This window comes from Bacteroides sp. D2, assembly GCF_025147085.1.
Classification (GTDB): Bacteria; Bacteroidota; Bacteroidia; order Bacteroidales; family Bacteroidaceae; genus Bacteroides.
Genome location: NZ_CP102261.1, coordinates 2,816,283 through 2,841,837, shown reverse-complemented (window position 1 = coordinate 2,841,837; position 25,555 = coordinate 2,816,283). Strand labels below are relative to the sequence as shown.

Genomic DNA, 25,555 nt, shown 5'->3' with positions numbered 1-25,555 from the left:
TATGCTACTTGATAATTTCTATACCATCCTTTCCTCCGAATTATCGGACTCAACTGCTTGGATTATCCAAATAGAGTTGAATCCCGGGCATCCTGTTTATCAGGGACATTTTCCCGGACATCCGGTAGTTCCCGGAGTTTGTCTGCTACAACTTATCAAGGAATGTGTAGAAGACATTCGTCAGCAAAAACTGCAAGTAGCGCAGGTGTCTTCCTGCAAATTTCTTTCGGCTATTAATCCTATAGTAACGCCGTACATATCGGTTGCGCTGACTTTTAAAGAGACAGGAGAAGGTATACTTCAGTTGCAGGCAGAGGGTACTGTAAAAGAGGGAATTGTAAAGGAAAACATCGTGAAGGAAAATAGTGTAAAGGAATACACTATAGAGGAGAACAGTGTAGAAGAAAATACCGTAAAGAACGAATGTTTCATCAAACTAAAAGCTGCACTTACCCCGACAGTATGAAGGAACAAATAAGTACAGCCTATTGGCACGAGAAGTTGAAACAATTAGGGATCATCGTTATCATCCCAAGTTACAACAATGGAAAGACACTGGCGGACGTCATAGAAAGTGTACGTTTCTACGCCCCCGATATCCTTGTTGTCAACGACGGTTCTACAGATGAAACTGCCGAAATACTTAGCCGGGAATCTAACTTACATACCATCACCCACCCTGTCAATCAAGGAAAAGGAGTAGCTTTGAGACATGGACTATCCTTTGCCAAAAAGCAAGGATTCCGGTATGCTATCACCATTGATTCTGACGGACAGCATTTCGCTTCGGATATCCCTGCATTGATCGAAGCCATAGAAAAGGAACCGGACACATTATTGGTAGGTGCCCGTAACCTCGCCTCGGACAACATGCCGGGAAAGAATACATTTGCCAATAAGTTTTCCAACTTCTGGTTTACCCTCGAAACAGGTATCAAACTGCAAGATACTCAATCCGGCTACCGCCTGTACCCCATCCAACGAATGAATGTGGACAAGTGGTATTACACCGCCAAATACGAATTTGAGTTGGAAGCACTTGTCTTTGCTGCCTGGGGAGGCATTACCGTTAAAAACATTCCGGTACATGTTTATTATCCGCCACAGGAAGAGCGAGTTTCTCATTTCCGACCGTTCCGCGATTTCACCCGTATCAGTATCCTGAACACAGTACTGGTGCTCGTCACTTTCCTTTGGATCATCCCCCGGAACTTCTTCCGTAAACTGACCTGGAAGAACTGCAAGCAGTTTTTCTCGGATCATGTCACCCACTCCCCCGAATCTAATCTGCGGATCACGGCTGCCATCACACTCGGCGTATTCATGGGTATCGTTCCGGTATGGGGATATCAAATGCTAATCACGTTATTTCTGGCACATTTGTTCAGACTGAATAAAGTCATAGCTATTGTAGCAGCCAATATCAGTATCCCTCCGATGATTCCATTTTTGCTGTACGGCAGTTACGTAACCGGTTGCAAAGTGCTGGGAGATCCTGTCAATCTGCATTTAAACGAACTTTCTTTTGAAAATGTAAAATCAGTCATAGAGCAATATTTAATAGGAAGTGTTATCTTTGCAGTCGTATGCAGCATACTGGCAGGAACCATCGCGTTCATTCTGCTCACGGCGTGTAGGAAAAAAAAGATATGACCCAGTTTTTTATCGGACTATATGATTATTTCGAGAGGCACAAGATTCTGTTCTATTTGTCACTCATCAGTTGTGTCCTGTTAATGGGATTCTTTGCCCTGCAAGTAAGGTTCGAAGAGAACATCACACAATTTTTCCCCGACACTAAAGATTCCCAGAACACAATCAAAGTATTCGACAATCTCAAGATTAAGGATAAGATTATCATTATGTTATCCTCGGCAGATACCTGCCACCGCGTAGAACCCAACTCCCTGATAGAAGCAGCCGGACAACTGCAACAAACCCTGACTGAAAAAGCCGGAGGAAAACTGATTAAAGGAATTTTCGCACAGGTAGACCAAAGCCTCATCCAAGGAGCCACAGACTTCGTTTATGAACATCTTCCGCTTTTCCTGACAGATACGGACTATCAACGCTTCGATTCCTTACTGACGGATAAAGGGATACAGGCTGTCATGCAGAAGAATTATACCAACCTCCTCTCTCCTGCCGGAATTGCATTAAGAAGCTATATTCTCCGGGACCCGCTCGGACTGGGAAGCGAAACCCTGAAACATTTGCAAGATTTCCAATTGGAAGCCAACTACGAGATTTATGACGAACATATCTTCTCCAAAGACGGCTCCACCTTACTTATGTTCATTACCCCGGTATTCAGTACAGGCAGCACCGGAAAGAACGACGAACTGATAAAGATACTCGAAGAAGAGCTCAAGCACGTACAGGGAGAATCTCCTACCATTCGAGCTGAATATTTCGGTGGTCCCTCCGTGGGAGTCTACAACGCCCGTCAGATTAAGAAAGATACCATCCTGACCTCCTCTCTGGCACTGCTTATCATCATTGTATTTATCTCACTCGTTTTTAAACGAAAGAGATCGATACCGTTGATTATTACTCCGGTACTGTTCGGAGGATTATTTGCCCTGTTTCTCATTTTCTTTATTAAAGGAAGTATCTCCGCCATTGCAGTGGGAGCCGGTTCGGCAGTGATGGGTATTGCACTAAGCTACTCCATTCACATGCTGGCACATCAGAACCATGTTTCCACCGTGCAACAACTTATTAAAGAGATAGCCTATCCGCTTACGGTAGGTAGTTTCACCACCATCGGCGCATTTCTGGGATTGATATTCACCAGTTCCGATCTGTTACGCGACTTCGGATTGTTTGCCTCTCTGGCATTGGTGGGCACCACCCTCTTCTGTCTCATTTACCTGCCTCATTTTCTGAAAGGACAGGCAGACGTCAAACAGGGACGCATACTACGCATCATCGAGAAAATAAATGCTTATTCTTACGAAAAGAATAAATGGCTGGTAGGCGGCATCCTCCTCATTACAGTGATCTGTTTGTTTACTTCGCAAAAGGTAGGCTTCAACAACGATATGATGAGTCTCAACTATGAGCCCCGCCATCTCCAACAATCAGAAGAAAAATTACTGCAACTCTTCGACAACGACGAAAAGACCGTGCTTTTTGTCAGTGTGGGCAAAGACATGAATCAGGCTACCGAAACTTATGCAATGACCAATCAGAAGTTATCGGCACTGAAAGAGCAGGGACTCATCAAAGAATATGCCTCCGCCTCACAGTTTCTGATCTCTCCGCAAGAGCAGCAGAAACGCCTGAAGAAATGGAAAGATTACTGGACGGATGAAAAACAGCAACAAGTCCGTGAACAGCTGGAAACAGCTGCCGCCGAATATCGTTTCCGCCCGGGAAGCTTCGAACCTTTTTATCAATGGATGAACCAGCCTTTCGGTGAATATCATTACACCGCGCAAGGAGACGATTTATCCGGCAAGCTATTAAATGAATGGCAAACCTCTGCCGATTCCATCACCATGCTTATCAGCCAGATACGGATCAGCGAACCGAATAAGGAAGCTGTGTACCAGAACTTTAATAAAGACCCGAATGTAGTCATCTTCGACCGTTCCTATTTTGCCAACAAATGGGTATCGGCCATCAATGACGACTTTTACCTGATTCTGTACATCTCTTCTTTCCTCATATTCTTTGCACTATGGTTCTCTTACGGACGTATCGAACTTACCCTGATGAGCTTTCTCCCGATGCTAATCAGCTGGGTAATCATCTTGGGATTGATGGGAATTCTGGGGATTGAGTTCAATATTATCAACATCATCCTGTCCACCTTTATCTTTGGCATTGGAGATGACTTCAGTATCTTCATTATGGACGGGCTACAAAATAAATACCGTACAGGTCAGAAGGTGTTGAATTCCCATAAAACGGCTATCTTCTTCTCCGCCTTCACCACAGTGGTCGGTATGGGAGCACTTGTGTTTGCCAAACATCCGGCTTTGCAATCCATTTCCCTGATTTCCATTCTGGGTATGATAGCAGTAGTACTGGTGGCCTATACCATTCAGCCACTCATTTTCCGGTTCTTCATCGCAGGACCCGCTTCCAAAGGATTACCGCCTTATACGCTTATCGGATTGATACGTACCGTGTTGCTCTTCCTGCTTTTCTTTATCGGCTGCATCGTCCTCCGTATATTGATTATCCTGCTTTATCCGGTGCCTGTGCGCAAAAGCAGCAAGCAGCGTTTGGTGTGCCGCCTGATACAAATCACCTGCAAAGGAATTTTGCTACTGGCCACCGCCGTCAAAAAAGAACATATCAACAAAGCCAACGAACGCTTCCGGCATCCGGCAATTATCATTGCCAACCACCAGTCGTTCATCGACATTCTGGTATTGCTGTCTCTTTCATCTAAAATCCTGATGGTAACCAACCATTGGGTATGGCACTCTCCTTTCTTCGGAGCCATCATTCGTTATGTCGACTTCTATTATATAGGCGAAGGATACGAGCAATATATGGAACGGATGCGGAAAAAAGTGAAGGAGGGCTACTCCATCGCCATTTTCCCGGAAGGCACACGTACCTATAACGGAAAGATGAAACGTTTCCACAAAGGAGCATTCTATCTGGCAGAAGCATTGAAACTGGATATTCTGCCGATCCTGCTTTACGGTAATAACAAAATCATTGCCAAAGCACAGCCTTTCAATATCCGGAAAGGAATCATCTATACAGAAATACTTCCCCGTATACCACTAGACGATCTGTCTTTCGGAAGTACTTATCAGGAGCGTACCAAACGCATATCCGCTTACATGAAAGAGGTTTATGCCCGTATCTGCCGTGAACAGAACACGACGGACAATCCGGCGTTCTACGAAGCTCTTATCCAGAACTATATCTATAAAGGTCCCGTCGTAGAATGGTATATCCGTATTAAAGTAAAGATGGAAAAGAATTACCGGCTATTCAACCGGTTGATTCCCGTCCAAGGGCAAATCACAGACATCGGTTGCGGCTTCGGCCCGTTATGCTATATGCTGTCTCTGCTTTCCGAGGACCGGGAAATCCTGGGTATTGATTACGATGAAGACAAGATAGCGCTGGCGCAGCACGGATGGTTACGCAACGAGCATCTCCAGTTCAAGCATGGCAATGCATTGGAATATCCCCTGCCGGAAAGTGATGTCTTTATCCTGAACGACATGCTTCACTATATGAGCTACGAACATCAACAAACCCTATTGTTGAAATGTGCCGGTCGCTTACGTTCACAAGGAATGATTATCATACGCGACGGAAATTCAGCCAACGCTTCCAAGCACCGGTTAACCCGGTTCACGGAATTACTATCCACCCGTATTTTCAACTTCAACCGGACGACCGGAGAGCTGTATTTCACCACTGAAACCCAATTACGGGAAATAGCAGTCGCCTGTGGAATGGCTGTCGAAATCATTCCTAATGACAAATATACATCAAACACCATTTACATATTTAGAAAACCGAACTAGTATGAGCAAATATGACATCATCATTATCGGCAGCGGCCTTGGCGGACTGGAATGCGGAGCGATTCTTAGCAAAGAGGGATTCAACGTATGCGTAGTAGAAAAAAATGCGCAATTCGGCGGATGCTTCCAGACTTACCAACGAAAAGGGCATCTGTTGGATACGGGTATTCATTATGTAGGAAGCCTGGATGAGGGTCAAGTGATGAACCAGTATTTCCGCTATTTCGGTATCATGGACAAGCTGAAAATAAAACGCTTGGACGATGCTGCTTTTGATACGATCTACTATAAAGGAAAAACATACGATTATGCAATGGGATACCCGCAGTTTATTGAAACCATCTGCCGTTCCTTCCCGCATGAGAAAGAAAACTTGAAATGCTATGCCGAACAGCTTCAAGCTGTCGGAAACCTGATTAGCGTAGACCACCTGAAACAAGGCACACTCGCTTTGGAGGGTATGAAATACTTTTGTACCTCTGCCGCCCATCTGATTGCGGATATCACTCCGGACCCCGCCTTACGAAATGTACTGGCAGGTTCAGCTTTACTCTACGGAGGTTTGAAAGATGTCTCCACTTTCTACCAGCATGCCATGATTAATCACTCCTATATTGAAGGCGCCTACCGTTTTGTAGACGGAAGTATGCAAGTCAGTCTGGAGCTAATCAATGTAATCCGGGCAAACGGAGGGACCGTGCTCAATAACAGTGAAGCCACCCGCATCATCGTTGAAAACGAAAAGGTACAAGGGGTTATCATCAATGGAGAAGAGCGACTGGAAAGCGACTTCGTCATCTCCAATATGCATCCCCAACGGACATTGGAGATACTGGATAAAAACCGTAGCATCAAGAATGCCTATATTTCCCGCATCCGTTCGTTGGAAAATACCTACGGCATCTTTACGCTCTACCTGGTAATGAAGAAAAAAAACACTCCTTATCAGAACCGCAACCTGTATCTGCATGCGAACAATAAAGTGTGGTATGATAAACTGCTCTATCCGGGACGGACCACCAACTGTATGATTTCCATGCAAGCGTCTTCCGAGGACAGTCAATATGCCAGTGTCATTTCCATCCTGACACCTATGTATATAGATGAACTGTCTGCCTGGAAGGGCACGACTCCCGAACATCGGGGAGAAGACTACCAATCCTTCAAAAAGGAGAAAGCAGAACAGATTCTCCGCTTCATCCGAGGACATGGCATTGACCTTTCAGAAAACATAGAAGAGATGTATACCACTACTCCATTAAGCTATCGGGACTATACAGGAACAGTGGATGGTTCCGCGTATGGGATCATCAAAGATTATAAATGTCCGCAAATTGGTTTCGTATCTACAAGAAGCCGCTTGGGAAATCTCTTTCTCACCGGTCAAAACCTGAATGTGCATGGTGCATTAGGGGTAACACTAACTGCCATGCTGACTTGTGCGGAGTTTGTAGGACAAGAATATCTGGCTAAAAAAGTAGGAAATGCATAGAATAGTCAAAAAGACACTCCAATACACGGGCTTCCTTTTCCTGTCGCTCATCGTTCTATTGATAGCCGGAATCAGCTATCTCTACTTTTCTGCGGATATGCAAACGCCCAAACATGAGCAAAGCATGACCACAGACAAAGTGATTGATATAGACAGTCTCCACCTCCGGCATTATGGAGATAACTTTCTCCGGCACAGCGACAGCGGCTTATGGGAATTGTTTGTGAAAGGGGATGCTTTCCAGAGAGGAGAAGCTATCGGGCAACTGTCTTCCGACCTGCTCCACCATCAAGAGAAAGTGTTCGTGGATCAGATTCGTGAGATTGTTCCTTCAGACAGTTATCTGAAATTCCTCCGGTTCTTCATTGTATTATTCAACCGTAATCTGGGTGAGAACGTCCTCGAAGAATACCGCGACGAGATCTACGGAATCTCGCTATCATGTACGCATGAATACGACTTCATCGGCACTCCTTACGAACGCCAGTTGAATTACCATTCGGCACACGACCTGGGACATGCCATGCAAGATTATATGTTAGTGGGATGCAGTTCGTTCGCCACTTGGGGAACACAAAGTGCAGATTCATCCCTGCTGATCGGACGTAACTTCGATTTCTATGTAGGAGATGCCTTCGCAGAGAACAAGCAGGTGGCTTTTTATGTACCGGAGCAAGGATACAGGTTTGCTTCCGTCGGATGGCCCGGTATGATAGGAGTGTTATCCGGCATGAACGAGACAGGTCTTACCGTGACAATTAATGCTGCCAAATCTGCTGTCCCCACAGGTTCCGCCACCCCCATTTCCATCCTGACCAGAGAGATTCTGCAATATGCAGCCACTATTGATGAAGCCTTTGCCATCGCCAAAAAACGGGAAACATTCGTCTCCGAATCCATATTGATAGGTTCTGCCAAAGATGGCAAAGCCGCGATTATCGAGAAATCTCCGGAGAAAACTGTGCTTTTCACCGGAAAAGAAGCCAATCGGCTCATCTGCACCAACCATTACCAATCGGAAGAATTCAGCAAGGACGAACGAAACATGGAAAATATCCGCACTTCCGACAGCCCATACCGTTTTGCACGATTAACGGAACTCATTAATGAGGATCTTCCGATCGATGTCTCCAAAGCCGCCTCTATCCTGCGTGACCACAAAGGCCTGCAAAACACAGACCTGGGACTGGCCAACGAAATGGCCATCAATCAGTTTATTGCCCATCATTCCGTCATCTTCCAACCGGAGAAACGGCTGATGTGGGTATCGACCTCTCCCTGGCAATGTGGGAAATACGTAGCCTATGACCTGAATAAGATATTCAAAGACACGATTGATTGGCAACACGAAATATACAGTTCCGACCTGACCATTCCGGAAGATAAATTCATCGACACACCGGAGTTCCAGCATCTTCTCACGTATAAGAAACTGACTCCGCTTTTATTGAAGAAAATCAGAAAAAAGGAACAGATAGAGGAATCTGTTTTAAAAACACACCAAGCCTCCAATCCTTCCCTATACTATGTATATGAAGTAATAGGAGATTACTACGAGGCCATGCAGCAATCTAAACAGGCCATTGCATACTGGCAACAGGCATTGAAGAAATCCATTCCCAAGTTGCAAGAGAAAGAACGTATCCAACAGAAAATTCAAAAACAATCCAAAGATGGAAAAGAATCCTGAAATTCAGTTCCGCTCACCGGAAGATATCAAAAGCTATCAGGAAGAACAGTTAGCCAAAGTGTTAGCCTACCTGCAAGCACATTCCAAGTTCTATCAACAGATGTTTGCCGAACATCACATTGATATCAATCAAATAAAGACGATTGAAGACTTGCAACAGATCCCCGTCACTACCAAGACGGACCTGCAACTCCATAACGATGATTTCATCTGCGTAGACAAAGAGGAAATTATCGACTATGTGACGACTTCGGGCACATTGGGAGATCCGGTCACTTTCGTTCTCACCTCTGAAGACCTGGACCGTCTTTCTTACAACGAATACTTATCTTTCACCACCACCGGATGCACCAAGCAAGATATTCTTCAATTGATGACTACCATCGACCGCCGTTTCATGGCAGGCTTGGCATATTATATGGGAGCCCGCGAACTGGGTATGGGAGTGATCCGTGTAGGCAACGGCATCCCGGAACTGCAATGGGACACAATTCGACGGATACATCCGACTTGTGGAATGGTAGTCCCCTCTTTCCTTATCAAACTGATAGAGTTTGCCGAAAAGAATCATATCAACCATAATACCTGTTCCATGCAGAAGTGCATCTGTATCGGAGAAGCATTGCGCAATCAGGAATTCCAGTTGAATACGCTCGGACAGAAAATACACGATAAATGGCCTGCCTTGCAGTTGTATTCCACTTATGCCTCCACCGAAATGCAGTCGTCCTTTACCGAGTGTAATGAATTCCACGGAGGGCATTTGCAACCGGAACTTATCATTGTAGAGTTTCTGGATGATAACAATCGTCCTGTGGAAGAGGGAGAAGCAGGGGAAGTGACGATCACGACGCTCGGAGTCAAAGGTATGCCGTTGCTCCGTTTCAAAACAGGTGATATTTGTTACCACCACACCGATCCCTGTGGTTGCGGGAGAAATACCATCCGCCTAAGCTCCATCCTCGGCCGGAAAGGACAAATGATTAAATACAAAGGAACGACGTTGTATCCGCCTGCATTATTCGACATTCTGGATAATATACCTTCGGTAAAAAACTATATCATTGAAGTTTATACCAATGAATTGGGAACGGATGAGATTCTGATTCGTATCGGAAGCGAGAACCGTAGTGAAGCCTTTGCCAAAGAGATTAAAGATCTGTTCCGTTCGAAAGTCAGAGTGGCGCCAAGCATCAATTTTGAATCGGCAGAGTACATTGCCAAGATACAAATGCCTCCGATGAGTCGAAAAACGATAAAATTCATTGATTTACGATAATTATTTTCTACTTTTGGAAGTTAGTAACCAACTATATCACTTTAACATTAACGTATATGAAAAAACTTATTCTATTCTTATTCTTGAGCACGAGCCTGTTCTGTTTCGGACAAGGCAAGAGTGCATTGAAAGACATTCAGTCTATTAAGTTCTATGGGGTAGACTACTCCCAAGTAAAAGTTTTCGGTGCAGATGAATCACCGGCACAATTCAAAGATGCTTTCAGACGTATCAATGAGCTGTTCATCACAGAAGCTAAGAAGTATAACGTAGGAAAACAATTGAAAAAAGAAGTGACAGAGATTTCACTGGATGCCGTTAATCAGGTGAACGAAAACATCGACCTGACCGAGCTAATGACTGCTAAAAGAGAATATACTCTTAGTAAAGAGCAAATCAAAGCAGCCATCAACGCATTGCCTATCCAGAAAACACCCGGAGTAGGTATGGTGTTTATCGCACAGTTCCTGGACAAATCAAACAATAGAGGTACGTATGAAGTCGTATTCTTCAATACCGAAACAAAGGAAATCATTGAAGAATGGATTACCGACGGCAAGGCACGTGGTTTCGGATTGCGCAACTATTGGGCAGGCTCTATCTATAGCGCACTCAAGAAACTATAAACAATAAAAATACAAGTATGAGAAAACTACTATTAGTACTGACCTTATTATTAAGTATCAGTACGTATGTCGCAGCACAGAATTACACAGAAGTAGTGTATTTAAAGAATGGCAGCATTATTAAAGGAGTAATCATTGAACAAGTGCCCAATGTCTCTTTAAAAATCAAAACAGGTGATGGCAGCCTCATCATCTGTCAGATGAGTGATGTGACTAAAATCACAAAAGAAGAGCGGTACACAAGAGATTATCGTAAGGATACCAACGACCGCAAAGCCGCAAGAAATACATTAAAAGGCTATAAGGGTTTCGTAGACTTTGCATATATTGGCGATGTGAGCGACTACAATGCCTCTAAAATTGAATTATCAACCACACATGGTTATCAATTCAACAATTATTTCTTTGTAGGTGGTGGCGTTGCTTTCAACTACTATACCGATGCAGATCTTTATGCAGCCCCCATCTATGCTAACTTCAGAGCTAACTTCATCAACAAAAAAGTGACTCCGTTCGCCGACGTAAAAGCCGGATATGCTGTAGGAGACATAGAAGGAGCGTATGCTTCAATAGGAGTAGGAGTACGTTTTTCTTTAAAAGGGAAAAAGGCCTTGAATTTAGCTTTGATGTATAACTTCCAAGATTATGACGCCACAACGGATTATAGTTACAGCTATGGAGGGCATTATTATCATAATAGTTGGAATGATACATGGGAGTTACATGGAGTAGGAGCTAGATTCGGATTTGAATTCTAAGCCTGTTTGCAATACAGATAAATTTCTTACCCTACTATTGCTTTTCACTAATTAATTTTGTATCTTTAGTAATTTTCATCCTTTTGAGGATAGCTAGTCACCTTATAGAATGATAAATGTCACCCTATAAGGTGACATTCGTCTTTTTATAAAGTGCCCATTGTCCCGTTACAACAGGACGACCACCCGACTGCATAAAAAGTCACTAGTTTCTGCACTGAAAAGTCTTAATCTATGCACTGAAAGACCTTAAATACAATGAAGAATAATGGAAACGTTATTGATGCGTTATATAAAGAATATTAGGAACTTTCCGTTCTCCGGCATGGTCAAACCGCCCATTGTCACAAGGATAATTAACGACTCCATTATCCGATGCACCGGACAACCAAAGAGTAGTAGATCCACCTCCATCCAAATTTAATGCATCCTCACCTCCTAAAACCCGGATCAGATGTGCCAATTCCGGAATATTCACTCCTCCTGCTTGTTCAGGAAAACGCCCGTCTACCGTCATCAACAGGACTTTTCCATCCTTAGTAGTAGCAACAGCACTACGAGGGTGCTTCGTCCGGATAAAATTCGGTTCACACGAGTTCCAATCACAAACCTGTCCGTCTTTCAACATTAACGGACCGGAAGCTAGTATCGTACCTGCTTTGCCTTTATAATTCTTTTCTATCTGTTTGTTCCAAGGAATTAATTTCATTCCCCTTTTGCGCACACTAATGGCTCCTGTGACACGCTGTTTAAACTCACTCTGCAGCGTTGTATCAATAACTTGGCGATCCGTCTTCAGGAAACAGACCGAGTTTCCCCGTTTCATGTCAAAATAGGAGCCATTAATGGCTGCAATGGCGTTATATTCAGAAGCAATCTTACTTGTTTCTTTCATTTTATCCGAAACGGCAACACCGACTTTCAAACCTGCAACAGGATCAATTTCTATCAGGCTGATAGATTGGGGACCTTGATATAATTGAGGGATAGAAGCATACTTATATACAATTCCTTTTTGAGGATTTTCTATCTTCCAACAAGCAGATACAATTGCCAATGAATCCGCTACTGTCTGCCCTTTTACTATTCCAATGGAGCACACAGCCAGGATAACGACGATTAACAAGTTTTTCTTCATAAACTAACGAATAAATGTGTTAAGTATAATATATATTAGTCTTAATGACCAGTAATATCCGTATTATAATCTTCCCGATTATATTGCCATAACAGAATAGGATATCCTTTCGCATTTACCTTGTAATACCATGAGTTTCCCCATCCTGCATCAAGGTAGTTCTGCATATTCGATAAGAACTCCTTCGACTTAGTTTCCCCATCGTGGGGTTGCTTCACACCGACTAATTCACCGGAAAATTCGGTTTTAGGTACTCCGGCATTCAAAATCTTCATATCGTCTGTTGCCCAACAATCAACAACCGTCATATTAGCTGCTCCCATGAAGGCGGCAATACGCCCCAAATTTACACCATTTTTCTTGTTTTCCACTAATTTATTCAAAGCAACGCATCTTTTAGGTGCAGTATCAAAATAAGCTCCGATACCTGCTGCTCCGGAATTCATTGAAATAACTTCACCTGCCGCATAGCAATTCTCCAATATACCACCAGCCCAGACAATACCTACTATTCCCCCGGCACGTGAATTTCCTGTTTCATTCTTCGCTGTAACTGTGGCAGTAGAATAACAATTCTTAATGGACGAATACACAGATCCGCTCGGTTTACCGATATTACCGGAAATACCGCCAATTATATCAAATCCCGATACCTTTCCGCTCGTATAACAATTTTCTACACTTCCGGTAAGTACATCCGAAGTCGGGATTTTTATCCCTACATAGCCGGCTAATATTCCGCCTCCATTTTGTGCCACAATATCTGCATCCACAATTCCCAAATTCTTGCAGACTCCACATAACACCCCGAACAAGCTGGCATAGTTACCTTGCGATTTCAAGCCTTTTATAACATGCCCGTTTCCGTCAAAATGGACGAGTCTGTCATAAGGCTCACTCACATTCAAAGCCTGCCAATCAATCCCTGACATATTCACATCGGCCTCCATTCTGAAATAAACCATTCCTTTAGAATAATTGACCTTATGCATATCCTGCATATGTCTCGCCGTTTTTATAATATAAGGATTATCCTCCGAACCGTCACCAGAGTCAAACAACTGCCCGTTGCTATGCTTCTTTACCAAGATGAAAGTCCTGACACTGCGTTGTCCGTAATGATCGAACTTTTTATTATCACACGGATAGTTGACTACATCTGTGGCTGAAAGATTACTGTCGCGTATATACATCGTTGTAGACCCTCCTCCGTCTACGTTCAAGGCATGCTGTGGTTTAAAATACTGGTTTATAAAGGAGGTAAGCTCTTTGGCAGTCATTCCTGCCGCCAAATCCGCACGACCGTCCACTGTTACCAACAAAAGTTTATTCTGTTCTGTCAAAGCCACAGCGGTACGGGGATGACGTACTCCCTGATGTCTTCGGTAATCCTCTCCATCCAGGGAATTCAGGTTGATTCCGGTTATATCTCCAATAAATGTTTTACCCACCGGTTGATAATCATCTATTAATACCGGTGCTCCCGAGAATATGTTAGGCATTGAATTATAGGAATATGATTCCTTTGTTCCATATCCAATTTCAACCTTATAGCCGTCATAAGCTATGGCCCCTTCATGTTTCCAATATCTTAAATGCCCTTCGGGAAGAGTGATCGGTGAAATTATTGAGCCATTGACTTTTACGAAAGAGGCTTCAAGTTCATACGTACCATTAATTCCGGCTACCGCATCATGTTTCAGAGCAACACTTGACAAAGAATCCAGTTGAGGAGCCGAAACAAACTCTAATTCGTAGTCAGGACTCGACAGGTCGATTTCAAGCACATTTACTTGTTGCCGGGCATTAAAAGCACTTTTATTATAAGAATACCATATAAAGCTCTTTCCATCAATGGAATCAATTTTCCAGCCTTCTTTGTCCTTCAATGTCGGTTCTTCAACCGGAACAGGAGGAGGAGTATAATTCTGTCCCTTTCCTATCATATCGCTAAAATCTTCATTGTCCAGTTGACTGGAACAACTCATAGCTATTGTAAAAAGTGTAGAAACCAACAATATCATTATTCTATATTCTTTCATGCTCAATCAAATTAAAAGTTTAAACCATCATTCCATCCCGGGTTCTGTGTCAGGACTCCATTTGTCAAAATACGATCCTGTCTGGGAATCGGATATAGATAATCCCGTTCTTCATTCCACTGGCGAGGAACGTCTTTGTAGCAAATCACATTTCCAGACTCCCCTTCCGTCAAGTCCACCGTAACCCCAATCTCCAGAAACTCCAATGCATTTACTCCACTTGGTTTTGCTCCTTTATACAAACAGACATCAATGGTTCCGTCATGATTCAGGTCATAATTGCCCGGACCGGGGAAATACATTCCCAGAAACTCATCATCCATACAACTTCCCGCTTTCCAACGCATCAAATCATAATAACGGAAGCCTTCCATTAACAATTCTATGACTCTTTCACGACGGATTTCCAGTATGACTCCTTTATTCGTTTCAGAGACATTAGGATAGACATTCAGCAGATAAGGATCGGGGCCTGTATTAGCGTCACTCATATTCAGGTTCGGCATTCCTACCCTATCCCTTATTAATTTAATCGTCCTGTCAATATCATTCTGTTCCAGCGTTCCCCTTTCCGCTTTGGCTTCCACATAATTCAAAAAAACCTCCGCCGTCCTGAAAATAGGAAAATCATTTTCAGACGTGTCACCAACATCATATTTAGTGGCACCCGAATATTTAATTAAATGATACCCAGTCATTGCCGAAGAGAAATTAGGCCCCGACTGTTTCGTTTCTCCCGGACGTATATATCCGGGAGTACGGATGGTCTGTGCCAAACGAGGATCCCTGTTCTGACATTCATCAAAAAATACCTTAGTGGCATATCCTTGCATGTCCGTAAAACGGGAACCGTTCTTATTCAAATACATATTTACAATCTTTTTCGATAATCCGGGTCTGCCTTTCGAAGCTGTATTTTCAAAACCTTGCACGTCGTGGCGGATATTCAGTGTCCCATTATAGTCTCTAGCCAAAACAATTTCCTGCTGAATGGCATTCAAGGAAGAAAAAAGAGTCTGATAAGGAGTACTGCCTGTTTTATACAAGCTATATCCACTATTCTTCATAAAGTCATCGGAAGCAGTAATGCATGCATCCAAATATTTTTCGTAGTCTGCTATCCCATGATACTTACGGAAAGTGCCTTCAAACAAACAAACTCTTGACTTCAGTGCCAATGCAGCCCATTTACTGACTCTGTAAAGTTCTTTATCTTTGGATAAAGTAGTAATAGCAAAATCCAAATCTTCAATAATTTTCTGCATCACAAACTCTCTGGAATCCCGGGGTTTATACAACAGTTCAGCATCAGACGAATCCAGTACTTTATCATACCAGGGGACATCTCCAAATCGCTGTACTTTCTTAAAGTAAAAATAAGCCCTGAAAAAACGGGTGATTGCATCGTACTTATTACGTACATCTTGATCTTCACAATTATGAGAATTCTCTAACAAGAAATTAAGACTTCTCAATGCCTCCCAATTCCATCCTCCACCCGTCGATGGAATGATCCGTTGCCCCGTCACCTCATCATCCAACGGAGAGACAATCAATACATCTGCATTATCTTTATAAATATCTGCTGCCGTAGGCAGTATATTATAGTAAAACTGATTACTATACAGTTGAAGTTCGTTTTCATTCTTGAAATAGGTGGTTGGAGACAAACTGTCTTCAGGATAAAGGTCCAGTTTATCACACGATATAAAAAGAATGGTAAACAACCACATAAATATGATACTAAACTTGGTTTTCATATATAGATATATTAGTTATTATCAGAATGTAATATCAATACCAAAAGAATAGGTCTTTGAGAACGGATAAGAGAGTGCATTAGTCTTACCTGTTTTCCAATTTGTTCCGGCAGCAGCCGCTTCCGGATCAATATAATCCGTATCCAGCCTGTCTAATGTGAGCAGATTCTCACCACTGAAATAGAGACGGGCTTTCTGCACATGTATCTTTGATAACCATTTAACAGGTAGCGTATATCCCACAGTCAGGTTTTTCAGTCGGCAATAGGCAAGACTTTGCAAGTATCTGTTATTAACCGATGACAAGGAACGGCCATCAGTCCATGCGATATATCCTCTGGGGCGGGGGAAATAAGCATCAGGATTGTCTACGCTCCATACGTCTGCCAAAAAATCCTTCGGAATGAAACTTGGTGCTGGTGAACTATACGGTCCCCAAAAGGCAAATGCATCACTGGATGGGTACCAGTCTTGTTTCCCCACTCCCTGAAAGAACACGGAAAAGTCAATGCCATTCCATTCTGCATTAAGTCTGATACTGTACGTATAGCGCGGAAGAGAATTACCTATAATCCGTTGGTCCTTAATATCATTAGCACTGACAGTTTGTTCGATCTTATTATTGCCATCAAGATCGAGATATTTCATGTCTCCAGCATGCAGTCCTCTATCGACAACGGCATTGTTGATGATATAGTTTACGACACTCTGGTCTACTCCATAATTAGCTGCCTCTTCATCTGTCGCAAAATAGCCATCAACCATATACCCCCATATATCTCCCAGTCTCTGACCGACATAAGGAGAGCTGATTTCTTTATTAGGGTTATCATATTTCGTAATCTTGGAGACATTATCCCCGATTCCAAACGAAACACCATAGTTAAAAGGTTTGTCCATCACATTAAAACGGTCATTCCAGGCAACAACCAATTCCCAACCTTTGGTCCTTAAGTCAGCAGCATTCATATTAGGAGATTTTGCGCCATAGACAGACGGTAATGCTTTGCCGGGCATTAGCATGTCTTTTGTATCCCTTATATAAGCATCTGCCGAAATATTCAATCTATTATTGAAGATACCGATATCAAGGCCAATATTTTTAGTAACTACGGTTTCCCATGTCAAGTCGGAAGCATTAGGAGCGGTTTCATAGGCATACGAGGCTTTTTCTTTATCACCAAACGAATAATTAAGAACTTTTCCTGTTTCTATTTGCTGCAGATAATCATAATAACCAACTTGCTGATTGCCCAAAGTTCCATAAGACAGTCGTAACTTTAGGTTATCTACTGTATTTTTCAATGCTCCATAAAAAGGCTCTTCGCTAATGCGCCATCCGGCGGAGAACGATGGGAAGAAGCCGTACCGATGGCCTTTTTTAAACCGGGAACTGCCATCGTATCTTCCACTCGCCTCAAACAGGTATCTTCCTTTATAATCATAATTTGCCCTATAAAAGACGCCAAATAAAGCATATTTATTCTTTCCTCCGGTGACTACTGTATTTTCTCCTTTAGCCAGATTAAAGTCATTCAATTCATCAGATAACAGTCCATCTTTACTCACAGTCAGATCTTCATAAGATTTTGTCTCATAGTTGATACCGCCTGTCAGTTTCACATTATGAGAGCCGGCAAACAAGTTACCATAAGTTCCGTAAGCATTATATGCATAATACAGATTTTTTGTATTCAACACAGTCAGTTTATTCCCTCCGCTTGTACTCTCGGGCATGGTAATCGTAACACCCGGTACCTTGGAGTATTGCATGTCTACACTTCTATTGGTACATTTCTTGTCATATTTCGAATATGTGTAATTCCCTATGATTTCAACATGTTTTACCGGATTTATAACTACTTCAAATGTGGTCATAAACTCGTCTATCTCATCTTTATTATTATGTTTCTTATTGGATAATGCAACAGTGGTACCCGCCAAAGTATAGTTCATTATATTAGTTTCATACACCAGTGTACCATCAGGATGTACAGGCACTAATATGGGCAAGGCACGATAGCTTGCATTCTTAAATATTGTATTCACTCCACCAAGTCCCGGATAGGAGTAATTCGATTTGAAATAAGAGGTATTATTACTGACGGATAACCATGGAGTCACTTTGGCTTCCAGCCTTGATTTGAAGTTATAGCGTTCATACTTATCCGGTTGTATTTTAAGAACTCCTTTCTGATTATAATATCCTCCGGAAAGCCGGAACTTCAAATGTTCACTTCCACCGGAAATGCTTACATTATGTTCATGCGTCGGACGTTTATGGTCATATAAATAATTATACCAATCAAAATTCCCATAGTATTTATACTGTCCGTTTTCAGTTACTACCCAGGGCCGTTCGGGTTGTTCCGTCTTATCATTTCTCCTGATCCACAACTCATGATAATCCTTTTCCGTATATGTGAGCAATGGTGTCCCTTGCCAGGTAGAGAAAAACATATCACTAATACCGGCCGCATAATATCCACGGGTTTCATAATCTGTCGACGTAGTTACATCACTAAAGCTGTATCGTCCGTTATAATTAAGAGTGACTTTGCCTTTTTCTCCCGTCTTTGTAGTTACCAGAATAACTCCATAGGCGGCACGTGCTCCATAAATTGCCGCAGACGACGCATCTTTTAAGACCGAAACAGAGGCGACATCATTCGGATTGACACGATTCACATCTCCCTCCACTCCATCAATAAGGACCAACGGTTTGGCAGAACCACTAATGGAATTTACACCTCTGATATTAAACGAACCTCCATCTCCCGCACGACCTGAAGAAAAAGAGACAGTCATGTTAGGAACTGCTCCTTGCAGTAATTGAGACATAGTCGAAGCAGAACGCCCTGCCAATTGATCTCCTTCTACCACAGATACAGCACCTGTCAAATTCACTTTCTTCTGTGTTCCATAACCTACAACCACCACTTCTTCCAAAGATCTGGAGTCTTCTTGCATGGTTATATTGATAACCGAATTATTCTTGACGGGAGATTCAACGCTCTTATAACCTAAAAATGAGAAAACCAATATACTATTGTCCGGAACCTCGATAGTATATCTTCCATCCATATCGGTGATGGCTCCTATTTTCTCACCTTTAACAGCTACATTACAACCGACAATAGCCTCTCCCAAATCATCTTTCACAGTTCCTGTTATCTTCCGACCGAGAGTTACGTTTTTCATTTTCTCCATACTTTTCACCAGAATAATATGGTTGCCTTCCATCGTATACGAGAAACCTGTTCCTTGCAAAACTCTATTAAGAATTTCGGCAACCGTGGTTTCCCGAGTAGATACTGCTATTCGTTTGTCTAAAGCAATCTCATGCTCATTATAGATAAACAAATAGTCTGTTTGTTTTTCAATCTGCCTGATAATGTCAGATAGTGTTGCGGTACCTTTATTCATCGTTACTTTCTGATTTTGAGAACGGACATTCAAGGAATATGTCTCAAAAACAATGAATAACAGGAAAAAGACAGTTAACCTCATAATTCTTAAAATTTGAGTACAGTGTGTTTTTCTATGGACAATACGTCCACACCAAAGATTATTTTTCATATCTTTGCCTAGAGTTATTAAGTTAATACATAAAGATTTGTAACAGATGACGAGTCTTTTTTATTGACTTCTCACATATCGGTAAGTGCTGCAACACTTACCGATATTTCTGTTTTAAACGGGCAGGTTCTCTTGCTCTCATTTTCAGTGTTTTTTTAGATTAAATACTAGGGTTAATAGATTATGATCTGATTCTTTTCGTCGTCCTGTATATAATTAAATTTGATGTATTTCTGCAATACTCTCATCACATGTTCGATTCCTTCTTTCTGGCGGAACTTACCGGTACACGGATGAGAAGTTATTTCTATGTTTTTATTAATGATCTTCACTTCATAATATTGCTCTAATTTCTTAAAGACAGTTTCCAACGGTTCATCTTTAAAAGAATAAATACCCATCCTCCACAAGAAATCATGATCCGAAGTAAAGGTCTCTTTATAAAGTTTCCCGTCTCTAACTTCCACCTTTTCATGTGGATTCAAGATTATTTCGTTTTGCGTTTCAGGATGGTATACGGTGACTTTACCTTCTATCAAAGAAGCTTCAAATAAACCGGAGTTAGGATATGCCGAGACATTGAAAGTAGTTCCCAATACTCTGATATCATATTTCTCGGTCTCAACAATAAAAGGATGTTTCTCGTTATGAGCCACTTCAAAATACCCCTCTCCTTCCAAAATCACTTTCCTCTCTTTGGCATGAAATCCGGTAGCCGGATATTTTAAAGTAGAGTTGGAGTTCAACCAGACAATTGTCCCGTCAGCCAAAACCAGGCTAGCCCTTTGCCCTGCGGGAACCGTCATCATCTGCATTTCAGTAGAGTGTTCAAACCGATACTCTTGATATTCCTTATGAATAATAAAAGCAATCATGGCAATGACTGCCGCTATCTTCATAGAGGCCCAAAGATAACGCATCATAATTTTCTTATTTTCCGCCTTTTTTTCTTGCAAATTACCATTCCAGATAGTAGCGTCATAAATATGACGCATTTGCATCAGTTGTTCACGGTGTTCTTCACTTTCTTTCATCCAGCGCACGACTTCTCTCTTTTCTTCGGGAAGAGCATCTCCTGCAAGATATTTATTTAATAGTTTCGTATCCATACTTTTTCCTTGGGGTTAAGACATAAGCTTTTTGAGGGCTTACATATATAAGACACGCTACTTACAAACTTCACTAGAAGAAAAATAAAAAAAGTGCTTTGAGGTCCTTCATTTGTTCATCAATGCCGAGGAGGATATGCATCAATGCCGAAGGAGAACTTTATCGGTAAGGTATTCTATTAGAAAAAAAGTAGAGTATAAAGGTAATCTTTGAGGTTCTTCCTTAAAGCTTGCAACGCTTTGCCAATATGATAGTCTACCCCTTTCACTGTCACATTTAATGATTCAGCGATTTCTTTCATCGATTTATTCTCATATCGACTCATCATAAATGCCCTTCTTGTTTTTTCCGGCAATTCATTTAAAGTATGATTAACAATGGCGATTATTTCTTCAGAGAAAAGTTGGTTAGGATCGGAAGAGTCAAGAGAAGAGATACGGAAATCAAGTTCGTAAAGTTCATCATCCAGGATGTTTTCCCTGGCCTCCATCCGCAGATGCTCATTTCGCAGGTAGTTTAAGGCCTGATTCTTTACCACAGTCATCAAAAAAGCACGGATATTTTTCACCTCTTCAGTCTTCATCGTACTCCATAAAGTTATCATTGCCTCAGAGGCTATATCTTTCGACTGCATCTCATCGTGAAGATAGGATTTAGCAAACAAGAAACAACGTTGATAATACTCAATATAGATATCATCAAATGTCATATTAGAGCTTATGGCACCGTTTTGTCTTCTCATTTTAGCGTATTTCTCACCTGTTTAGACTTTTGTTAACGAAGCAAAGATAGCTAAAAGAAGTTATCTTCCAAAAGCCAGTCTTGAAATATTTTCGTCTTATCTACTATACACTTCCGCTTTTTTTCGTACTTTTACCCCTTGTTGGAAAGAAGTGCCTTTTCAACCCTTGAGAACAGAAAAAGAAAAAACAATATATAAAATGAATCACAAATGGAATTATCGACCCATTACACCCGAACAGGCAGAGACAAGCCAGACATTGGCCCAGGAACTAGGGATTAGCCCGATACTTGGACAACTTTTGGTGCAGCGGGGAATTACAAAGGCAGCAGATGCCAAGAAGTTTTTCCGCCCGCAATTGCCCGACCTGCATGATCCGTTCCTGATGAAGGATATGGATATTGCAGTAGAACGTCTGAACAGGGCGATGGGAAAGAAAGAACGTATTCTAATTTATGGAGATTATGACGTAGACGGTACTACTGCCGTAGCATTGGTCTACAAGTTTATTCAACAGTTCTATTCGAACCTTGATTATTACATACCCGACCGATACAATGAAGGGTATGGCATTTCTAAAAAAGGAGTGGACTATGCCGCAGAAACCGGTGTAGGACTGATTATTGTACTCGATTGTGGAATTAAAGCAGTAGAGGAAATCACTTATGCCAAAGAGAAAGGGATTGATTTCATCATCTGCGATCATCATGTACCGGATGATGTGCTTCCGCCTGCCGTAGCTATTCTGAACGCCAAACGCCTGGACAATACGTATCCGTACACTCACCTTTCCGGTTGTGGAGTCGGCTTCAAGTTTATGCAGGCATTCGCTATCAGTAATGGTATCGAGTTCCACCACCTGATTCCTTTGCTTGATATTGTAGCCGTGAGTATTGCATCGGACATCGTTCCGATTATGGGTGAAAACCGTATCCTCGCCTACCACGGTCTGAAGCAACTGAACAGTAACCCGAGCATTGGTATGAAGGCTATTATCGACGTATGCGGACTTTCTGAAAAGGAAATCACCGTCAGCGATATTGTGTTTAAAATCGGACCGCGCATCAATGCATCAGGACGTATTCAAAACGGAAAAGAAGCCGTAGACCTGCTGACGGAAAAAGATTTCTCGATAGCACTTGAGAAAGCCGGACAAATCAACCAGTACAATGAAACCCGGAAAGACCTCGACAAGAGTATGACGGAAGAGGCAAACAACATCGTTGCCAATCTGGAAGGATTAGCCGATCGCCGCTCCATCGTGCTCTACAACGAAGAATGGCACAAAGGAGTGATTGGTATCGTAGCTTCCCGTCTGACAGAAGTGTACTACCGCCCTGCCGTGGTACTGACCCGGACGGATGATATGGCAACAGGTTCCGCACGTTCAGTTTCCGGCTTTGACGTATATAAAGCAATCGAGCATTGCCGCGACCTGCTGGAAAACTTCGGGGGACATACATACGCCGCCGGACTGTCGATGAAAGTGGAAAACGTGAATGCCTTTACCAAACGATTCGAAGAATACGTTTCACAGCATATCTTACCGGAACAAACCAGTGCCGTTATCGAGATTGATGCTGAAATAGATTTCAGGGATATTTCATCCAAGTTCTTCAGCGACCTGAAAAAGTTTAATCCTTTCGGTCCTGATAACACGAAACCTATTTTCTGCACTCATCATGTTTATGATTACGGAACAAGTAAAGTGGTGGGACGCGATCAGGAACATATCAAACTCGAACTGGTCGATAATAAATCGAATAATGTAATGAACGGTATCGCGTTCGGACAGAGCTCACACGTACGTTATATCAAAACGAAACGCTCGTTCGACATCTGTTACACCATTGAAGAAAACACGCACAAGCGTGGTGAAGTACAACTTCAAATCGAGGATATAAAGCCGATTGAATAAGTATCAGGAGATATTAAAGCAATATTGGGGATATGACTCCTTCCGCGACTTGCAGGAGGAGATCATCACCAGTATCGGCGAAGGCAAAGATACACTGGGACTTATGCCGACCGGAGGCGGTAAGTCCATCACTTTTCAAGTGCCTGCTCTCGCCCAGGAAGGGATTTGCATTGTCATTACTCCTCTCATCGCCCTGATGAAAGATCAGGTGCAAAACCTACGTAAACGCGGCATCAAGGCGCTTGCCATCTATTCAGGCATGACACGGCAGGAGATTCTCACTGCTCTTGAGAATTGCATCTTCGGTAATTATAAATTCCTCTATATTTCTCCGGAACGTCTGGACACGGACATATTCCGTACCAAACTGCGATCAATGAAAGTCTCCATGATTACGGTCGACGAAAGTCACTGTATCTCACAATGGGGATATGACTTCCGTCCTGCTTACCTGAAAATTGCCGAAATACGGACATTGCTACCGGGAATTCCGGTATTGGCACTTACGGCGACCGCCACTCCGGAAGTAGTGAAGGATATTCAAGCCCGCTTGGATTTCCGTGAAGAGAATGTTTTCCGCATGAGCTTCGAACGGAAAAACCTGGCGTATATCGTCCGACAAACGGATAACAAAACTCAAGAGCTGTTGCATATCTTACGAAAGATACCCGGCAGTGCCATTATCTATGTCCGCAACAGACGACGCACCAAAGAAATCACCGAGTTACTGGTAAACGAAGATATTACCGCCGACTTCTATCACGCCGGACTGGATAATGCCGTAAAAGATCTCCGCCAAAAACGCTGGCAAAGCGGAGAAGTTCGTGTAATGGTAGCGACAAATGCCTTTGGAATGGGGATTGATAAACCCGACGTGCGCATCGTATTGCATCTCGATCTCCCCGACTCTCTCGAAGCTTACTTCCAAGAAGCCGGTCGTGCAGGAAGGGATGGTGAAAAAGCGTATGCTGTAATCTTATACACCAAAACGGACAGAACGACGCTGCACAGGCGCGTTGTGGATACTTTCCCCGACAAGGAGTATATTCTCAATGTCTACGAACATTTGCAGTATTACTATCAGATGGCAATGGGCGACGGTTTCCAATGTGTCCGCGAGTTTAATCTGGAAGAGTTTTGCCGGAAGTTCAAATACTTCCCGGTTCCGGTAGACAGTGCACTGAAAATATTGACTCAAGCCGGCTATCTGGAATATACGGACGAACAGGATAATGCCTCTCGTATTCTTTTCACGATTCGCCGGGACGAACTATACAAATTGCGAGAAATGGGAACGGAAGCCGAAGCACTGATACAGACGATTCTCCGCTCTTACACCGGAGTATTCACCGACTATGCCTATATCAGCGAAGCAACCCTGTCCATACGTACCGGACTGACCCGCGAACAAATTTATAATATACTGGTCACGCTTACCAAACGTCGTATCGTGGATTACATTCCGCACAAAAAGACACCTTATATTATATACACCCGCGAACGGCAGGAACTTCGTTTTGTGCATATTCCTCCTTCCGTCTACGAAGAACGCAAAGCCCGGTATGAAGCCCGCATCAAAGCGATGGAAGAGTATGTCACTTCGGAGAATGTGTGCCGGAGCCGGATGCTGCTCCGTTACTTCGGAGAGAAGAACGAGCACAACTGCGGACAATGCGATGTTTGTCTTAGTCACCGTGCAACCGATGCCCTGACCGAGAATTCTTTCGATTTCGAGGAACTGAAAAAGAAAATATCAGAATTACTCACCCAGAAACCGCTGACACCAGTAGAAATAGCCGATAAGATAGAAGCGGAAAAAGAGAGCATCAGCGAAGTCATCCAATATTTATTGGAGGAAGGTGAATGGAAGATGCAGGATGGAATGATACATATTTCAAAATAAGTTACTACCTT

16 protein-coding genes are annotated in these 25,555 nt (G+C 42.6%); 10 read left to right on the top strand and 6 right to left on the bottom strand.

Going from position 1 to position 25,555, the window contains the following annotated elements:
* Position 1: 1 nt before the first annotated feature.
* From NQ505_RS09930 to NQ505_RS09895, 8 genes are read left to right on the top strand one after another with little or no spacing between them, the layout of a single operon-like run.
* Positions 2–466: a 3-hydroxylacyl-ACP dehydratase gene (locus tag NQ505_RS09930; protein WP_009000296.1), complete on the top strand. Its 465-nt coding sequence runs from the start codon at positions 2–4 to the stop codon at positions 464–466.
* A complete protein-coding gene (locus tag NQ505_RS09925; protein ID WP_032853787.1) occupies positions 463–1,653 on the top strand; it encodes a DUF2062 domain-containing protein in 1,191 nt (396 codons plus the stop codon). Before NQ505_RS09930 ends, NQ505_RS09925 begins: the two co-directional genes overlap by 4 nt.
* Positions 1,650–5,507 (top strand): trifunctional MMPL family transporter/lysophospholipid acyltransferase/class I SAM-dependent methyltransferase, encoded by a 3,858-nt coding sequence (locus tag NQ505_RS09920; protein ID WP_009000294.1) that lies wholly within the window; start codon positions 1,650–1,652, stop codon positions 5,505–5,507. Before NQ505_RS09925 ends, NQ505_RS09920 begins: the two co-directional genes overlap by 4 nt.
* 1 nt (position 5,508) lies before the next feature.
* Positions 5,509–6,999, top strand: coding sequence for a phytoene desaturase family protein (locus NQ505_RS09915; RefSeq protein ID WP_009000293.1), 1,491 nt, complete (start codon positions 5,509–5,511; stop codon positions 6,997–6,999).
* Positions 6,992–8,689 (top strand): C45 family autoproteolytic acyltransferase/hydolase, encoded by a 1,698-nt coding sequence (locus NQ505_RS09910; protein WP_009000292.1) that lies wholly within the window; start codon positions 6,992–6,994, stop codon positions 8,687–8,689. The genes NQ505_RS09915 and NQ505_RS09910 overlap by 8 nt, the downstream gene beginning before the upstream one ends.
* The gene (locus NQ505_RS09905; RefSeq protein ID WP_004311051.1) at positions 8,673–9,968 is read left to right on the top strand and encodes a phenylacetate--CoA ligase family protein; all 1,296 of its coding nucleotides are present in this window, start codon (positions 8,673–8,675) and stop codon (positions 9,966–9,968) included. The genes NQ505_RS09910 and NQ505_RS09905 overlap by 17 nt, the downstream gene beginning before the upstream one ends.
* A 56-nt stretch (positions 9,969–10,024) precedes the next feature.
* A complete protein-coding gene (locus NQ505_RS09900) occupies positions 10,025–10,594 on the top strand; it encodes a hypothetical protein (RefSeq protein ID WP_009000291.1) in 570 nt (189 codons plus the stop codon).
* A gap of 17 nt (positions 10,595–10,611) precedes the next feature.
* Positions 10,612–11,352, top strand: coding sequence for a hypothetical protein (locus tag NQ505_RS09895; RefSeq protein WP_004323596.1), 741 nt, complete (start codon positions 10,612–10,614; stop codon positions 11,350–11,352).
* 277 nt (positions 11,353–11,629) lie between these two features.
* Here NQ505_RS09895 and NQ505_RS09890 read toward each other — a convergent pair whose 3' ends face one another.
* The 6 genes from NQ505_RS09890 to NQ505_RS09865 all read right to left on the bottom strand — a co-directional run bounded on the left by NQ505_RS09890 (position 11,630) and on the right by NQ505_RS09865 (position 21,690).
* The gene (locus NQ505_RS09890; RefSeq protein WP_009000290.1) at positions 11,630–12,490 is read right to left on the bottom strand and encodes a phosphodiester glycosidase family protein; all 861 of its coding nucleotides are present in this window, start codon (positions 12,488–12,490) and stop codon (positions 11,630–11,632) included.
* A gap of 41 nt (positions 12,491–12,531) precedes the next feature.
* Positions 12,532–14,532 (bottom strand): phosphodiester glycosidase family protein, encoded by a 2,001-nt coding sequence (locus NQ505_RS09885; protein WP_009000289.1) that lies wholly within the window; start codon positions 14,530–14,532, stop codon positions 12,532–12,534.
* Positions 14,533–14,543: 11 nt separating this feature from the next.
* Positions 14,544–16,292: a RagB/SusD family nutrient uptake outer membrane protein gene (locus NQ505_RS09880; RefSeq protein ID WP_004324718.1), complete on the bottom strand. Its 1,749-nt coding sequence runs from the start codon at positions 16,290–16,292 to the stop codon at positions 14,544–14,546.
* 21 nt (positions 16,293–16,313) lie between these two features.
* Positions 16,314–19,871 carry a TonB-dependent receptor gene (locus NQ505_RS09875; RefSeq protein WP_009000288.1) on the bottom strand — a complete coding sequence of 1,186 codons (3,558 nt, stop codon included), beginning with the start codon at positions 19,869–19,871 and terminating at the stop codon, positions 16,314–16,316.
* A gap of 173 nt (positions 19,872–20,044) precedes the next feature.
* Positions 20,045–20,980, bottom strand: a complete 936-nt coding sequence (locus NQ505_RS09870) for a FecR family protein (RefSeq protein WP_009000287.1) — start codon at positions 20,978–20,980, stop codon at positions 20,045–20,047.
* Between the two features lie 179 nt (positions 20,981–21,159).
* Positions 21,160–21,690: an RNA polymerase sigma-70 factor gene (locus tag NQ505_RS09865; RefSeq protein ID WP_009000286.1), complete on the bottom strand. Its 531-nt coding sequence runs from the start codon at positions 21,688–21,690 to the stop codon at positions 21,160–21,162.
* Between the two features lie 232 nt (positions 21,691–21,922).
* On the opposite strand from NQ505_RS09865, the gene recJ reads away from it, so the two are divergent.
* Both recJ and NQ505_RS09855 read left to right on the top strand, forming a co-directional pair.
* Positions 21,923–23,641 (top strand): single-stranded-DNA-specific exonuclease RecJ, encoded by a 1,719-nt coding sequence (gene recJ / locus NQ505_RS09860; protein ID WP_004305474.1) that lies wholly within the window; start codon positions 21,923–21,925, stop codon positions 23,639–23,641.
* Entirely contained in the window at positions 23,634–25,544 is a 1,911-nt protein-coding gene (locus NQ505_RS09855; RefSeq protein WP_004324713.1) for an ATP-dependent DNA helicase RecQ, read from the top strand. Before recJ ends, NQ505_RS09855 begins: the two co-directional genes overlap by 8 nt.
* Positions 25,545–25,555 lie beyond the last annotated feature (11 nt).